Raw genomic sequence first — 15661 nt, 5'->3', positions numbered from 1 at the left:
GGGAAGCCTGGGCCGATGGTTTGCCGAGCAGGTCCGGCGGCCCTGCTCCCGGCGGTTGCCGCTCACTCCTGGTAGTGCGGGAGGATGTCGCCGTTCTTGACGTAGGTGAGGGCGGCGGTGACGTCGTAGGCGTGGATCGCGGAGACCAGCGGTGCCAGTTGCTCGGACAGGCCCTGGATCACGTTGCCGGTGAAGAAGGCGTCCCGTGCTGCGGTGTCGGTGAACCCGAGCATGAGGGAGGCGTGGAAGCGCTGGTCGTGGGGGTTGTCGTGGGCGACGTTCGGGGTGTCCCAGAGCTTTTCGATCCAGGGCAGGAACGTCTGTGTGCGCAGTTCCTTCAGTACTCCGGTTCCGGCGAGCGCGGGGACGAGCTGCTTCTTGACGAACTTCCGGAACTCGCTTGCGCCGGACCCGTCTCTGCGGCGCAGGTAGACCAGGACGCGAGCACCGACCTTCTCGTCCGGGCCTGCGACGTCGTACCAGCGGGACGAGTTCGGCGGGCCGGCGTAGAGCAGGGTGCGGCGGAACACGTTGATCTCGTCCGCGTAGGCCAGCTTCGTCTGCTTGCGCCCCTGCGAGGGAGCGAGCGCCGATCGGAAGGTGACTTCCGCGACGCCGTCGATCTTCCGGTCGGCGGGGATGGAGGTCTCCACTCCGCCGGTCGCCGGCCACCGGCCCGGGTTGTGCTCGGCGAGGTGGATCTGGCGGTACTCCTCCAGGCCCGGGGTGGCGGAGATGATCCCCGAGTGCGGGCCCTTCCAGTAGTCCATGCCGGTCTGGCGGGGCTGGTCGGTGCGCACCCACAACAGGATCGAGGACGTGAGGTGCTTCTTCACGTCCAGTTGTACGGCGGTCGATGGCGTGCTCATGGTGTTGCCCTTCTCTCCCTGGCCGGCTCTTCCTGCCAGGCGGTGGTCATCGGGCGAGGAACTCGACCGCGAGCGGGGCGAACTCCTCGTAGTACTGGAAGATGCCGCCGTGACCTGAGTCGGGGTAGATGATCAGCTCGCTGTCCTTGATACGGCGGTGCAGGTCCTCGGAGAGGACCGAGGGGACCATGCGGTCGTTGTCGCCGTTGGCGATCAGCGTGGGGTGGGTGATCTTCGACAGGTCGTCGGGGGTGGAGCGCCCCCAATTCGTGATCGCCTTCAATTGCGTCTGGAACGCCTTGGTCTTGATCTTCGCGTCGCGGTCGACGGTGCGCTCCTTGAGCCGGTTGACGAACGCGCGCCCGGCGGCCTTGCCGACGGCGTTGCGGTTGAAGAACAGGAACTCCTTGGGGTCCGACCGGGTCAAGGTGGCGCGCAGGATGTCCCAGTAGGTGGTGCCGACGACCTTGTCGATGTCCTTGCCGCCCTTGGGCCCGGTGCCGGTGAGGACGAGTTTGCGGACGAGGTCGGGGTGCTTCACCACCAGGGCCTGGGCGACCATGCCGCCGAGAGAGAAGGAGAAGACGTCGATCTTGTCGTACCCGAGCGCCTTGATGAAGGTGTAGGCGTCGTCGGCCATCGCCTCGACGCTGTCCGGCACCTGACCTGTGGACGCCCCGACACCGCGGTTGTCGAAGGCGATGACGTGACGGCCCTTCGCGACGGGGTCGATGATGCGCGGGTCCCAGTTGTCCAAGGTCGCGGCGAGGTGGACGAAGAAGACGACGGGGATGCCCCCCTTCGGTCCCAACTCGCGGTAGGCGTAGGTGACGCCACCGGCGCTGACGGTGCGGGCCGGGGCCTTCGCGTAGGCGGTGATGACGGCTTCGTTCGGGGTGTCGGTGCTGCTCATGACGGATTCTCCTCGTGTGTTCTGTGTGGCCCCGTCGCGGTTGCGGCGAGTCAGCTGTTGCCGATGACGGCCTTGCCGCGGATGCCACCCTGGGACAGGGACTGAAGCGCCTGGGGGGTCTGGTCGAAGCCGATCACCTTGCCCACGACCGGGCGCAACACGCCCTGGTCGACGAGGGTGGTGATCTGGCGGAGCTGGTCGCCGCTGGCGCGCATGAGCAGGAACTCATACGTCACCCCGAGCTTCTTCGCCTGCCTGCGGATCTTGCCGCTCAGGCCGGCGACCGCCAGGCGCAGCAGCGGGTTCAGACCGGCCTCGCGGGCGAACGCGGGGTCCGGGGGACCGGCGATCCCGATGGCTTTGCCGCCGGGCTTGAGCACCCGCAGAGACTTCTCGAGATTCTCACCACCGAGGCTGTCCAGCACCAGGTCGTAGCCGGTCAGGACCTGCTCGAAGTCCTGGCTGCGGTAATCGATCACCGTGTCCGCGCCAAGCGCGCGCACGAAGTGCTCGTTGGAACGGCCGGCGGTCGTGGCGACGCTCGCGCCGAGGTGTGCGGCGAGCTGGATCGCGATCGAACCGACCCCGCCGGCGCCGGCGTGGATGAGAACCTTCTGCCCGGGTCGGACCTTCCCGCGCTCGACCAGCGCCTGCCACGCCGTGAGGGCCACCAGCGGCAGCGAGCCCGCCGCTTCCATGCTGATCGAAGCGGGCTTGAGCGCGAGGTCGCCCTCCGCCACCGCGATTCGCTCGGCGAACGTGCCGATGCGGTCCTGGTCGGGCCGGGCGTAGACCTCATCCCCGGGCTTGAAGCCGCGAACTGCCGCCCCGACGCCGATGACGGTGCCCGCGACGTCGTTGCCCAGAATCAGCGGCAGCTTGTAGGGCAGGATCTGCTTGAACTCACCGGCGCGGATCTTCTCATCCAGCGGGTTCAGCCCGGCGGCCTCCACCCGGACGAGCACGTCGTGCTCCCCCATGGTGGGCTCGGGGACGTCCGCCTCCTGCAGCGGCTCCTTGTACTTGCTGACGACGAACGCTCTCATGGGGCGTCGCTCCTTGCCTTCATCCTATTTGTTCATGTTTGGGACCATATCGGCGAATCCAGCACGACATCTGGCACCTCGCCTCACTCCATAAACCCGAGTACACTCAACTATGAGCTCACTCAGAATTATTGTCAAGGGAGGTCCACATGGGACGCGGTCACATGCCGATCGGGCGCCGCGAGCAGGCCAAACAGGACAAGCGCGAGCGCATCATGACCGCAGCCGGCGAGCTGTTCGTCGAACGCGGTGTCAGCGGGGTCACGACGCAGCAGATCGCCCACCGGGCCGACGTCGCGATCGGCACCCTCTACCTGTATGCGTCCACGAAGGCCGAGTTGCTGATCATGGTGCAGAACGAGAAGTTCGCCGACGCCATCGACGTCGGCCTCGCCGCCGCGAACGACGCCGTCGGGCAGGGCGCGCTGGAGCCAGTCATCGCTCTCATCCGTCCCGTGGTGGAGTGCGTGAGGGAGCACATCGAGAACGGCCGCACCTACCTGCACGAACTCGTCTTCGGCGACCCGGCCGAGCCCTACCGGCAAGCGGGTCTAGCCCTCGCCGGTCGCCTTGAGGACGGCATCACCGGCCTGCTCACCCGCGACGAGTACGTCCGTCCCGCCGACGCGGCAACGCTGGCGCGGGTGATCACCGCGATCGTCCACATCAGCACCACCGCCACCATGTACCTGCACCGCAGCGACGAAGTCGTCCTCGCCGACATCCGCGACCAGATCCACGCCACCCTGGCGCCCCACCACCGTGCCGCATGACCACTCGTTCCACGAGCGCATGTGGCAGTTGTCTCCGTGGCGCCTTCGATCCAGGCCTCGGTTGCCCGGATGAACCGCTCGGGCGTGCTCATGAGGTGGCCCCTCTCCAGCGTGCCGGAGGCGAGGACCTGATTCACGCCGTGCAGTTCACTGGCGCCCGATCCAACGGGCAGCGGCCTCATAGGTGGTGTCCGGGGTGCTGTTGAACGCGATGGCTGCATCGGGTGCGTACTGTCGAATCAGGTTGATGACCTGCTCGAGGAGTCCAACTTGGTCGTCCGAGTGCCGCAGGCCACCGCCGACGGTGACGCACTTCCACGGGTGGGCCCGCAGCGCGTTCCCGACGACTGCTTCCACGTCGTCACTTCCATCCAGGCCGATGAGACAGGTCCGCACGCCCACGCCGTGTTCGGCGAACTTGGTCAGCCCCGCCTCGATCGCCTTGGCTGCCGGCTCGGGATCCCACGGCCCGGGCACGCGATACGGATCAAGTCCGATGACGAGAACGCGGAGTGAAGCAGTGGTGTCCATATCTGGACGATACGCGTCGAACGACCCACGAATCAGAAGGTGGTGCTGAAGCCGCGAGCGGATGGCCGCCTTGGCGGCGACGATGTCCGCGATCTCCCCGTCGAGCCGGTCGAGCAGTACCCGGGCGCCGTCGAGTGCCGCGAGTCCGCCCGAGGACCCGTTGGCGAGAACGACGAACACGTCGTGGTCGGAGTGCTCGGTCGTCATGCCGTCGTGGCGCGCGAGGACTTCAGCAGGAAGCCGGCGACGCCCGGTCAGCGGTGGCGCGGGCAAGGAACTCGTCGTAGGGCAGCGGGGGTTGAGGAGTCGATCGCGTCATGGGATCTCCCGGGTGCGAGGACCGCGGTCGTGTGCCGCCGCACCGAGGATCAACGCACGCCTGGACGCTGTACGACCCCGGCTGCCGTCCGCGTCTCGTTGTTCCGTTGCCTCTCGTTCCCGTCTCTCAGCCGTCGTCTCCCGCGAGGTGCACGCCGAACACCGCTCCCTGCGGGTCCCGCAGAACGGCGATCCGGGGGCCGTCGGGGACCGAGGTGGGTTCCATGAGGACCGTGCCGCCCGCCGAGGTCGCGGTGGCCGTGGTGGTGTCCACGTCCTCGACGGCGAAATAAGGCAGCCAGTGCGGCGGCACCTCGGGCGGGAACTTGTCGTCCATGGTCACCATGCCGCCGAAGTCGGCGCCGTCCAGACCCCACTGCGTGTAGTGCTCCGAGGCGTTGACGCTCCAGCCGAACACCGTCGTGTAGAAGGCCTCGGCCCGCTCTGGGGCCCGGGTCATCAGCTCCACCCAGCCCAGCGAACCGGGCGCGTTGAACAGTCCCGCGCCCGGGAAGGACCGTGCCTGCCAGAGCTGGAAGGCCGCGCCGGCCGGATCGAGGGCCACGGTGAAACGGCCCACGTCGAACACGTCCATCGGTCCGACCAGGACCGCGCCCCCGGCCTCGGTCAGCCTCCGCGCGGCGGCGTCGGCGTCCGTCACCGCGAACGACACGTTCCAGGCCACCGGCTGCGACTCCTGGTACAGGGGGGTCAGTGCCGCGACCGCCGCGTCGCCGAGGTGCGCCACGGTGTAGCCCCCGGCCTCCGAGCGCGGATCCGTCTCGGGGCGCCAGCCGAACAGCTCCGCGTAGAACCGCTTGGCCGCCTCCACGTCGTCGGTCCCCAGCTCCGTCCAGCAGGGACCACCGGTCACCGGCTTGTCGAACTTCATGGTGTTCCTCCCGGAGCGAGTTGCTCTGCGGTCCCCTCCAGCACGCTAAGCCCGGGCCATGGTCCCGGCCATCCGGCGGCAACAGGGTGGCGCGCGGCGGGCGGACCGCCGTACCCTCGCCCCGTACCGCACCGCATGGCGGCCTCCAGCGCACACCCCTCAGGACCCGGAGGTCCCCGTATGCCCGCGCTCACGGTGCGCCCCTTCCGCCGCGGCGACCGCGACCAGCTCACGGACCTGGTCAACGCGCATGTCGCCGCCGTCGTCCCCGGCGTCTCCGTCTCGACGAACACGGTGCTCAGCGCCCTGGAGCGGCAGCCCGACGAGTTCATCACCGACCCGTGGGTGAGTGAACGCGTCACCCTCGTCGCCGAGCAGAGCGACCACGTGGTCGCCGCCGCGCATCTGCTGCGCTACCGGTCCGGCGCGGAGGTCGGCGAGGCCTACCGGGACATCGGTGAGATCGACTGGTTCCTCTGCCATCCGCCGGCCTCTTTCCGTCCGGACGCCGACGAGGCCGCCGACCTGCTGATGGGCGCCTGCCTGGCCCAGCTCGCCCGGTGGAACGTACGGGCCCGGTACGCCGGCGGAGAGGTGCCCGCCCCCGCGGTCTACGGCCTGCCCCACACCTGGCCGCACATCCGTGCCGCCTTCGAACGTGCGGGCTTCAGGCATGTCGGCGACACGGAGGTGATCCTGATCGCTCGGGTGCCCGACCTGCCGCCCGCCGAGGCCCGCCCGGGCATCAGGGTCCAGCGCACGCTGGGGGAGTGCGGCACCCGTCTCACGGCGTACGCCGACGCGCGCATCCTCGGCTTCATCGAGGTCGACACCTCCCTGGCCCGCCCGGAACGGCACGCCCGCGGCGCCGGCCTCGCCGACATCGGCAACCTGCACATCGACCCGGGGGCGTACGGCACGGGTCTGGAGCACTGGCTCCTCGCCCAGGCCGCCGAATGGCTGTGCCTGTGCGGGGTGGACCGTCTCCTCGCCTGCGAACCCTCGACCGACCAGGTGGCGATCGACCATCTGACCTCGGCCGGCTTCCGTGAACTGACCCGCACCGACCGCCACTGGGAGCATCGGCCGGGCTGAGCTCAGATCCCCGGCCCCCACGGTTCCCTCACCGCGGCCGCACGATGTCGACGCCTCTGCCCCGCAACTCCTCGTGCGCCGCGGCCAGGTCCGCAACGTGGAGCCACAGCCGCACGGCCGACGACGGCGGGACCCCCGACCGCGAACGGCCAGGGGGTCGCCACCGGCGCCCCGTTCACGGAGATCCGCACCACAGCCCAGACCCGCAGCGACCTCCATCACCCGGCCGCACCGCGAACGCACCGACGCCGTCACGGCGGCCGGCCGCCACCACCGCGCCGAGACCGGGCTCACTGTCGGGCGCCGGTACGGCGTCGAGGGCGTCGCCTGGTTCATGGGTGCACCGAGGACTGGCTGGACGACCCGGAACACGTCGAGCCCGTCCTGGCGGCAACCCGGCAACCCGCCGGCGACCCGGCACATCGAGTCCGAGCCGACGCTGCTCAAGCCGGCGGGCAGCTGCTCACAGCGGGACGGCCGCCGAGTTGGCCGTCCACGATCCGTCGAGGCCAAGCAGCCAGCCGTCAGGGGCGGCTGGTCAGGTAGCCGCCCATGGAGGTGAAGTACTCCGTGGCGGGCATCTCCCGGCCGTCCTCGGTGCGCACGCGCGTGATGGCCAGGCCCGGGTTGCGGCCCGTGCGCGCTTCGGCTCCGGCGACGATCACCACGCCGTCGCCCTCGCGGTAGAAGATCCGGCCGGGCGTACCGCCGTAGTGCCCCTGGGACACCACGGCCGCGAGGACCTCGAGCCGCTTGCCCTTGTGGAAGGTGAATGTGCTGGGGTACGGCTCTGACTGGGCGCGGACCAGGCGTTCGAGGTCCGCCGCCGGCCAGGTCCAGTCGATGCGGCTGTCCTCGATGGACCGCTTGTGGAAGAAGCTCGCCTGGGACCGGTCCTGCTTGGTGAACTCGGTCTGCCCGGCAGCGATGAGGTCGAGTGCGCCGATGGTGACCGGGGCGATGAGGTCGACGGTCTTGTGGAAGAGGTCGGTGGCGGTGTCCGTCGGTCCGACGGGTACCGACTCCTGCCGGACGATGTCGCCGGCGTCGAGTTCGTCGTTCATCATGTGCGCGGTGACGCCCACTTCGGGCTCGCCGTTGATCAGCGCCCAGATCAGCGGGGAGAAGCCGGCGTACTTCGGCAGCAGCGAGTCGTGCACGTTGAGCGTGCCGTGGCGCGGGAGGTCGAAGATGCGCGGGGGGATCCACGTCCGCCAGTTGTTCGCCACGATGATGTCCGGGTCGGCGTCCTTGAGGCGCTCGAACAGCTCGTCGTCGTCGGGGCGGTTGCGGATCAGCACCGGGACGCCGTGCTCTTCGGCGAGGTCGGCGACGGAGTCGCTCCAGATCTTCTCGTACGCGTGCTCGCTCTTGGGATGCGTCACGACCAGGACCACGTCGTGTTCGGAGTCCAGGAGGGCTTGCAGGGTGCGGTGCCCCCACGTCTGGTAACCGAGCATGGCGACCCGCATGGGGGTTCCTCCTCAGAGCAGGGATTGACCGGAAGCAGTAAAGCAAGGCTTACCTTAGTACGCAATGCCCTTGCGTGGCAGCCCAGTTGACGGGGTGAATCGGCGGTCGGCTGTCCGCTTCGCCCTATCGACACCCTCACAGGTTTAGCTTAGGCTCACCTAAGTTCACGGCAAGTCGCTCCGTCGGCGTGCCACTTTTCGTGCTTTCCCCACGCCCGGCAGGCGACTGCCCCGCACGATGGGAGTGACATGTCGCAGGTTCTTCCTGGTGACGTACCACCGGTCCACGACCTCATTGGCATCGGCTTCGGACCGTCCAATGTGGCCATGGCGATCGCACTCAGCGAGCACAACGCACGCGTCGGCGGGCAGGAGGCGATCAGCGCTCACTTCTTCGAGCAGCAGCCGCGCTTCGGCTGGCACCGAGGCATGCTGATCGACGACGCGACCATGCAGGTGTCCTTTCTCAAGGACCTGGTGACGCTGCGGAACCCGTCCAGCGAGTTCAGCTTCCTCTGCTACCTGCAGAGCAAGGGACGGCTGATCGACTTCATCAACCACAAGAACCTCTTCCCGCTGCGGGTGGAGTTCCACGACTACTTCGAGTGGGCGGCCGCCAAGGTCGACGACATGGTCTCCTACGGCCACGAGGTCGTCGGCGTCGCGCCCGTCGTCCGTGACGGAGCCGTGGAGTACCTGGACGTGACGGTCCGGTCGGGGGAGGGGCTCGCGGTGCACCGGGCCCGTAACCTCGTCATCGGTACCGGTCTGCGTCCCCTCGTGCCGGAGGGTGTGGAGCGCGGCGACCGCGTCTGGCACAACTCCGAACTGCTGGCGAAGGTCGACGGGTTGGAAGGCACCTCGCCCTCCCGGTTCGTCGTCGTGGGCGCCGGGCAGAGCGCCGCCGAGAACGTCGCCTACCTGCACCGCCGCTTCCCCGAGGCCGAGGTCTGCGCGGTCTTCTCCCGCTACGGCTACAGCCCGGCCGACGACAGCAGCTTCGCCAACCGGATCTTCGACCCCGAGGCGGTCGACGAGTACTTCGCCGCGCCCGAGGACGTCAAACGCCGGCTGATGGACTACCACGGCAACACCAACTACTCCGTGGTGGACATCGACCTGATCGACGACCTGTACGGGCAGATGTACCGGGAGAAGGTCCTCGGCACCGAGCGGCTGCGCTTCCTCAACGTGTCCCGGCTCACCGACGTCAAGGAGACGCCCGACAGGGTCCGTGCCACCGTGACGTCCCTGGTCACCGGTGAGGAGACCGCCCTGGACGCGGACGTCGTGGTCTTCGCCACCGGCTACAGCCCCGCCGACCCCATCGGCCTGCTCGGCGAGGTCGCGGACCGCTGCCTGCGCGACGACGAGGGCCGCGTCCGCGTCGAGCGCGACTACCGCATCGCCACCGAACCCGACCTGCGCTGCGGCATCTACCTGCAGGGCGGCACGGAGCACACGCACGGGATCACCTCGCCCCTGCTGTCCAACACCGCGATCAGGGTCGGCGAGATCCTGGACTCGGTCCTCGGTCAGGATCTCAAGTCCGCTTCCCGCCAGGCGCGTTCGGTCGCCGACGGAATCGGCAGCACCGCCCGCTAGACCGCCACCGGTCCCGCCCCCCCCCACAGCCCCGCACCGCCCGGTGGCACCGCACCCAACAGGCGCGGCACTGGGCAACCCCCGTGAAAACAAAGGGATAACGTACCTCGACATGGGCACGACTGCAGTGGAGCGCCCCGCGCCCAGGGGCACAACAGAGGCCCGTCGGCGGCGGGTTGTGGGTTTGGGCACGCTTGTGGTGATCCTCGTGGTCACGGGGGCGGTGTCGTTGGCGGTGGGGGCGCGCGCGCTGAGTCCCGCCGAGGTGTGGCACGGGTTGTTCGCGGCGCCGGACTCCGACCGGCGGCTCACCGAGATCAGGCTCATCGTGGAGACCGTGCGGGTGCCCCGGACGGTGCTCGCGATCGTGGCGGGCGTCGCCCTGGGGATCGCCGGGGCGTTGATCCAGGGCTACACGCGGAACCCGATCGCCGACACGGGCCTGCTGGGGGTGAACACCGGCGCCTCGTTCGCCGTGGTGTCGGTGATCGCGGTGTTCGGGTTCTCCAACCCGTTCCAGTACGTCTGGTTCGCCTTCCTGGGCGCGGCCCTCGCCGGTGTCGTCGTGTTCGGGCTGGCGAGCATCGGCCGCGGGGCCGGCAACCCGTTGACGCTCGCACTGGCCGGGCAGGGGATCACCGTGTTCCTCATGGCGATGACCACGGCGGTCGCGCTCTCCAACCAGGCCTCGCTGAACGCGCTGCGGTTCTGGAACGCGGGCTCGGTGGCCGGTGTCGGATTCGACGTCATCTGGCCGGTGACCGGGTTCATCGTGGTCGGCCTGGTGCTGGCACTGACCACCCTGCCCACCATCAACCTGCTCAACCTGGGCGAGGACGTGGCGCGGGGGCTGGGCGCGAGCATCGCGCTGAGCCGGACCGTCGGCATCGTGGCCATCACCCTGCTGGCGGGCGCGGCGACGGCGGCGTGCGGCCCCATCGCGTTCCTCGGGCTCATGGTCGCCCACGTGGCCCGCTATCTGACCGGGCCGGACTACCGCTGGCTGGTGCCGTACGCGGGTCTGCTCGGAGCCATCGTCCTGCTGGTCTGCGACATCGTGGGGCGCCTGGTGGTGCGGCCGGGCGAGCTGGACGCCGGTGTCGTCGTGGCCCTCCTCGGAGCTCCCTTCTTCGCGGTTCTGGTGTGGCGCGGAAAGTTCAAGAACGCATGAGCGGGCGAGAGTTGAAGCCGGACAGGACAGACCTGAAGCCTGACGGGACACACGTGAAGCCATCAGTGGCGCCGGGCGTGCGGCTCGGCCACGTGTCGTTCGTATGGCGACCCTGGCTCGTGCTCGTCACGCTGCTGCTGACGGCGGCGACCTTCCTGGTCTTCTGCGTGTCCATCGGGGTCGGGGACTTCCCTATCGGCCTGCCCCAGGTGATCGCCACGATCTTCGGCGGGGGTGAGCGGGTCGACGAGTTCGTCATCATGGACCTGCGGATGCCGCGTGCCCTGGCCGGGCTCGTCGTGGGGATCGCGCTGGGGGTGTCCGGGGCCATCACGCAGTCCATCGCGCGCAATCCGCTGGCCAGCCCGGACATTCTGGGAATCACCGGGGGCGCGAGCGCGGTCTCGGTGTTCCTGGTGACCGTGTCGGGCGGAGCCTCCGCGGCGATCGTCAACTCCGTGGGCCTGTCCGCGGCGGCGCTCGCCGGCGGACTCGGCACGGGCCTGCTCGTGTACTTCCTGGCGTGGCGGCGCGGCATCGACGGCTTCCGGCTCATCCTCATCGGTATCTCCGTGAGCGCCGTGATGGAGGCCATCACGACCTGGCTGCTGGTCACGGCCGACATCAGGGACGTGGCCCGGGCCCAGGCGTGGCTGGTCGGCTCGCTCGACAACCGGTCGTGGGACGAGGTGTGGGTGGCGCTGTGGTGCTCGCTCGTCCTGCTGATCGTCGTGTCGTGTGCCGCCTTCCAGTTCAAGCCGATGCACTTCGGTGACGAGGTCGCCGCGGGCCTGGGCGTCCGGTACGCGATGGTGCGGGCGGTCCTGCTGTTGTGCGCCGTCCTGCTGGCCGCGGTGGCGGTGAGCGCGGCGGGCCCGGTCCCGTTCGTCGCGCTGGTGGCGCCGCAGGTGGCGATGCGTCTGGCGCGGTGCCCGACGCCGCCGATGGTGGCCTCCGGCCTGGTGGGAGCGCTGCTGCTGATCGGCGCGGACCTGGTCGCGCGCACGGCGCTGCCGATCAGTCTCCCGGTCGGCGTGGTCACCGCCGCGATCGGCGGCCCCTTCCTCGTCTATCTGCTGGTGCGGGCGAACCTCCGATAGCTGGTACAAAAGTTAGGCAGACCTAATGCAGGGGGATCCCGTGGCCGCTCAGTACATCACCGAGATCGAGTCCGGGGTCCGTGACGCCTCGCGGCTGGCAGCCAGAGGCGTCACGGTCGGGTACGGCGGCCGGATGGTCATCAACGGTCTCGACGTGGCTATCCCGCCCGGGGTGATCACCACGATCATCGGGCCCAACGGCTGCGGGAAGTCCACCCTGTTGCGGACCCTGTCCCGGCTGCTCAAGCCGACCAGGGGAACGGTGGTGCTGGACGGCGACGACATCGTCAAGCTCAGGACCAGGGACGTGGCGAAGAAGCTCGGCCTGCTGCCGCAGGCACCGGTCGCGCCGGAGGGGCTGACGGTGTCCGACCTGGTCGCCAGGGGCCGTCATCCGCACCAGAGTTGGCTGCGGCAGTGGTCGTCGGACGACGCCGCCGTCGTGGAGCGGGCGCTGGCCATGACCGGGGTGTCCGACCTGGCCGACCGTCCGGTCGACTCGCTGTCCGGCGGACAGCGTCAGCGCGTCTGGATCTCGATGACGCTGGCTCAGGGAACCGACCTGCTGCTCCTCGACGAGCCGACCACCTACCTGGACCTGGCCCACGCGATCGACGTGCTCGACCTGGTGGACGACCTGCACGAGTCGGGGTGCACCGTGGTCATGGTGCTGCACGACCTCAATCTGGCCACGCGCTACAGCGACAACCTCGTGGTGATGAGGGAGGGGGCGATCCTGGCGCAGGGGCACCCGCGCGACGTGATCACCGCGGAGTTGCTGCACGAGGCGTTCGGCCTGCGCGCCAAGGTGATCGACGATCCGGTGGGCGACCGGCCGCTCATCGTGCCGATCGGCCGTACACACGTCCAACTGGACTGATTCCTCGTGAAGTTATACAAGTTAGGCTAGGCTTACCTCACCTGCGCACGGTAAGGTTTGCCTGCCCTTAGACGGGGGCGCAGTGGACAGCGCGAAAGCAAGGGATTTCGAATGCTCCTCCATCGAACGACGCTCAAGAGATCCCGGCGGCGGCTGGCGGCCATCTTGTCCGCCGCGGCCCTTGGCGTCGGCCTCCTCGCGGGATGCGGTTCCGACTCGTCCGACTCGAACAAGGCCGGCGACAGCACCACAACCGCCGCCGCCGGCGCATTCCCGGTCACCGTGGAGCACGCGTTCGGAACCACCGAGGTCACCAAGGCTCCCGAGCGGGTCGTCTCCGTCGGCTACACGGACGACCAGACCATCCTGGCGTTCGGCATCAAGCCGGTCGGCATGGTCGACCAGTACCCGAACCCGGCGGGCAAGTCCCCCGACATCAACACCCAGTGGCCCTGGGTGAAGGACAAGTGGGGCGACACCAAGCCCGAGGTCATCATGGCCAACGGTGACTCCGGCCCCAACTACGAGAAGATCGCCGCCCTTCGGCCCGACCTGATCATCGCGGTCTACTCCGAGATCGACCAGGCCGCCTACGACAAGCTCTCCCGGATCGCCCCGACGGTGGGCCGTACCAAGGCCGAGAAGGAGCCGTTCAGCGCGCCCTGGCAGGACAACGCGCTGCACATCGCCAAGGCGCTCGGCAAGGCCGAGGAGGGCGAGAAGATGGTGGCGGACATCCAGGGCCAACTCGACGCGGCCAAGAAGGCGCACCCCGAGTTCGCCGACCAGAAGGCCGTCGCGCTGTCCTGGTACGAGAACTCCGTGGCGCCGTTCACCTCCACCGACGTGCGCGGACGGCTGGTGACGGGCATCGGCTTCACGTACCAGACCGAGATCGACAAGGTCGCGGACGGCAGCTTCTACACCAAGCTCTCGCCCGAGCGCATCGACCTGATCGACGTCGACCACATCTTCGTCATCAACGACAAGGCGGACACGGAAGCCCTGAAGAAGTTCAAGCTGTTCGCCAATCTGGACGCCGTGAAGAAGGGCAAGGTGTCGTACCTGCTGGACAGTGAGGGCCCGGCGGTCGGCGCGGCCATTTCCCAGGGCACCCTGCTGTCCATGCCGTACGCGATCGACGAGCTCGTCAAGTCGGCCGGGTAGGTGTGAGCGCCACCGACACGCGCGTCGCCCCGGCGACCCTGCGCACGGCGACCGGACACGAGGCCGGCCGATGGGTCGCGGCGCACTGCCGCGAGGTGCCCTGGCTGACGGTCGCCACCGTGCTCACCACGGTGGCCGGGGCCGCGCTCCAGGTGCTCCCCGTGCTCCTGCTCGGTCGGGTGGTCGACGCGGTCGTCGAGGGCGAGTCCCGCTCGGTCCTGCTCACGGTCGGGGTGTGGATGGTGGCGGCCGCGCTGCTCGGCGCGGCGGCCACCGCGGTGTCGACCTACCTGATCGGGCGGCTGGGCGCCGACCTGCTGGCGCGGCTGCGGGAAGGCGCCGTACGGGCGGTGCTCGGGATGCCGAGCGCACGCATCGAGCAGGTCGGCCGCGGGGACGTGCTGTCCAGGGTCGGCGACGACGTGGCCGTGATCTCCAAGGGCATCCGGACGGCCGTGCCCACGGTGTTCTCGGCGGGCGTGCTGGTCGTCATCGCCACGGCCGGCATGTTCGGCCTGGACTGGCGGCTCGGCCTGGCGGGCGCCGGCGCGCTGCCCGCGTATGCGCTGGCCCTGCGCTGGTACCTGCCCCGGTCCGCCCCGCTCTACCGCAAGCAGCGGGTGGCTCAGGCCGACCGCGCGCAGGCGTTGATGAGTGGTCTGAACGGGATCGACACGGTCCGGGCGTACCGCCTCGAAGGCGCCTTCCGCGAGAAGGTCACCGGGGAGTCGTGGCGGGTGCGCGAACTCGGCATCGAGGTGTTCCGGTTCTTCGGCCGGTTCGTCGGCAGGGAGAACCGCGCCGAGTTCATCGGACTGGTCCTGATCATCGTCGTGGGCTACGCCCTGCTGGAGGCCGATGCCGCCAGCCTGGGCGAGGTCTCGGCGGCCCCGCTGATGTTCCACCGGCTGTTCACCCCGCTGGGCTCCATCATGTTCACCTTCGACGAGGCGCAGAAGTCGGGCGCGAGCCTGACCCGGCTGGTCGGGGTACTGGGGGAGGCCGCGGAGGACCGGCTGGTGGGCGACACGGCCGTCGCCGCGGCGGACAGCGCGCCGTACCCGGTGACCGTACAGGGACTGACGTTCAGCTATCCCGGCAGCGAGGAGCCGGTCCTGAGGGATGTCGACCTGACGATCCCGGCCGGCGGTTCGCTCGCGCTGGTAGGGGCGACGGGCGCGGGCAAGACGACCCTGGCCGCGCTGATCGCGGGCATCGGAACACCGCAGGCCGGGTCGGTGCGCGTCGGGCCGACCGATCTCGCCGGTCTGGACGAGGCCGGGGCGCGTGCCCTGGTCAGCATCCTGACGCAGGAGACGCACGTGTTCTCCGGTTCGCTCGCCGACGACCTGCGGCTGGCCGCGCCAGAGGCGACCGACGCCGAGCTGATGGAGGCGTTGCGCACGGTCGGCGCCGAGGCCTGGGTCGACGCGCTGCCCGACAAGCTGAACACCCTGGTCGGCGAAGGGGGAGAGCGCCTGGACGTCACCAAGATCGCCCAGATCGCCCTGGCCCGGCTGGTGCTGGGCCGCTCGCCGGTGGTGGTGCTCGACGAGTCCACCGCGGAGGCGGGCAGCGAGGGCGCCGCCGCACTGGAGCGGGCCGTGGTGGCCGCGTGCGCGGGCCGGACCACGTTGTTCGTGGCGCACCGGCTGACCCAGGCGATGGCCGCGGACCGGATCGCCGTGCTGGACGCGGGACGTGTCGTGGAGCAAGGCACGCACGAGGAGTTGGTGGCGCTGGGCGGCCGCTACGCGCGGCTGTGGCGGGCCTGGCGAGAAGGTAGTTAGTCACCCCGAGTGGATCCCTGAGCAGGTTAGGCCGACTTT

The 15661-nt window shown here is 69.4% G+C and carries 14 protein-coding genes and 1 pseudogene; 8 read left to right on the top strand and 7 right to left on the bottom strand.

The annotated features are described in order from the left end of the window. Nucleotides 1–62 precede the first annotated feature (62 nt). Genes M2157_RS03445 through M2157_RS03435 form a run of 3 tightly spaced genes read right to left on the bottom strand, consistent with a single transcriptional unit; the run spans nt 63 to nt 2828 of the window. Nucleotides 63–869: a strictosidine synthase gene (locus M2157_RS03445; protein WP_280860285.1), complete on the bottom strand. Its 807-nt coding sequence runs from the start codon at nt 867–869 to the stop codon at nt 63–65. Between the two features lie 46 nt (nt 870–915). Continuing rightward, a complete protein-coding gene (locus M2157_RS03440) occupies nt 916–1782 on the bottom strand; it encodes an alpha/beta hydrolase (protein ID WP_280864364.1) in 867 nt (288 codons plus the stop codon). A gap of 50 nt (nt 1783–1832) precedes the next feature. Beyond that, complete coding sequence (locus tag M2157_RS03435) at nt 1833–2828, bottom strand: NADP-dependent oxidoreductase (protein WP_280860283.1); 996 nt, start codon at nt 2826–2828, stop codon at nt 1833–1835. Nucleotides 2829–2977: 149 nt separating this feature from the next. Between M2157_RS03435 and M2157_RS03430 the strand changes: the two genes are divergently transcribed. Further along, nucleotides 2978–3601, top strand: coding sequence for a TetR/AcrR family transcriptional regulator (locus M2157_RS03430; protein ID WP_280860282.1), 624 nt, complete (start codon nt 2978–2980; stop codon nt 3599–3601). A gap of 147 nt (nt 3602–3748) precedes the next feature. Here the strand turns inward: M2157_RS03430 and M2157_RS03425 are convergent, their stop codons facing one another. Beyond that, a complete protein-coding gene (locus tag M2157_RS03425) occupies nt 3749–4405 on the bottom strand; it encodes a hypothetical protein (protein WP_280864363.1) in 657 nt (218 codons plus the stop codon). A 172-nt stretch (nt 4406–4577) separates the two neighbouring features. Further along, nucleotides 4578–5342 carry a VOC family protein gene (locus M2157_RS03420; protein WP_280860279.1) on the bottom strand — a complete coding sequence of 255 codons (765 nt, stop codon included), beginning with the start codon at nt 5340–5342 and terminating at the stop codon, nt 4578–4580. A gap of 180 nt (nt 5343–5522) precedes the next feature. Between M2157_RS03420 and M2157_RS03415 the strand changes: the two genes are divergently transcribed. Next, the gene (locus M2157_RS03415) at nt 5523–6437 is read left to right on the top strand and encodes an N-acetyltransferase (RefSeq protein ID WP_280864362.1); all 915 of its coding nucleotides are present in this window, start codon (nt 5523–5525) and stop codon (nt 6435–6437) included. 34 nt (nt 6438–6471) lie between these two features. Here the strand turns inward: M2157_RS03415 and M2157_RS03410 are convergent. After that, nucleotides 6472–6579: pseudogene (locus M2157_RS03410) on the bottom strand (VOC family protein); the annotation flags it as partial. A gap of 382 nt (nt 6580–6961) precedes the next feature. After that, nucleotides 6962–7909 carry a methionyl-tRNA formyltransferase gene (locus M2157_RS03405; RefSeq protein ID WP_280864361.1) on the bottom strand — a complete coding sequence of 316 codons (948 nt, stop codon included), beginning with the start codon at nt 7907–7909 and terminating at the stop codon, nt 6962–6964. Nucleotides 7910–8158: 249 nt separating this feature from the next. Between M2157_RS03405 and M2157_RS03400 the strand changes: the two genes are divergently transcribed. The 6 genes from M2157_RS03400 to M2157_RS03375 all read left to right on the top strand — a co-directional run bounded on the left by M2157_RS03400 (nt 8159) and on the right by M2157_RS03375 (nt 15622). Further along, nucleotides 8159–9514, top strand: coding sequence for a lysine N(6)-hydroxylase/L-ornithine N(5)-oxygenase family protein (locus M2157_RS03400; protein ID WP_280864360.1), 1356 nt, complete (start codon nt 8159–8161; stop codon nt 9512–9514). A gap of 112 nt (nt 9515–9626) precedes the next feature. After that, complete coding sequence (locus M2157_RS03395) at nt 9627–10685, top strand: iron ABC transporter permease (RefSeq protein WP_280864359.1); 1059 nt, start codon at nt 9627–9629, stop codon at nt 10683–10685. After that, entirely contained in the window at nt 10682–11785 is a 1104-nt protein-coding gene (locus M2157_RS03390; RefSeq protein WP_280860275.1) for an iron ABC transporter permease, read from the top strand. Before M2157_RS03395 ends, M2157_RS03390 begins: the two co-directional genes overlap by 4 nt. Nucleotides 11786–11825: 40 nt before the next feature. Then, entirely contained in the window at nt 11826–12665 is an 840-nt protein-coding gene (locus tag M2157_RS03385) for an ABC transporter ATP-binding protein (RefSeq protein WP_280864358.1), read from the top strand. A gap of 111 nt (nt 12666–12776) precedes the next feature. Next, nucleotides 12777–13832 carry an iron-siderophore ABC transporter substrate-binding protein gene (locus M2157_RS03380; protein ID WP_280860273.1) on the top strand — a complete coding sequence of 352 codons (1056 nt, stop codon included), beginning with the start codon at nt 12777–12779 and terminating at the stop codon, nt 13830–13832. A gap of 2 nt (nt 13833–13834) precedes the next feature. Then, complete coding sequence (locus M2157_RS03375) at nt 13835–15622, top strand: ABC transporter ATP-binding protein (protein WP_280864357.1); 1788 nt, start codon at nt 13835–13837, stop codon at nt 15620–15622. Nucleotides 15623–15661 lie beyond the last annotated feature (39 nt).

Origin of the sequence: Streptomyces sp. SAI-127, assembly GCF_029894425.1 — a bacterium.
In the GTDB taxonomy this organism is placed as follows: Bacteria; Actinomycetota; Actinomycetes; order Streptomycetales; family Streptomycetaceae; genus Streptomyces.
This window is presented reverse-complemented; position numbering and strand designations above follow the sequence as displayed.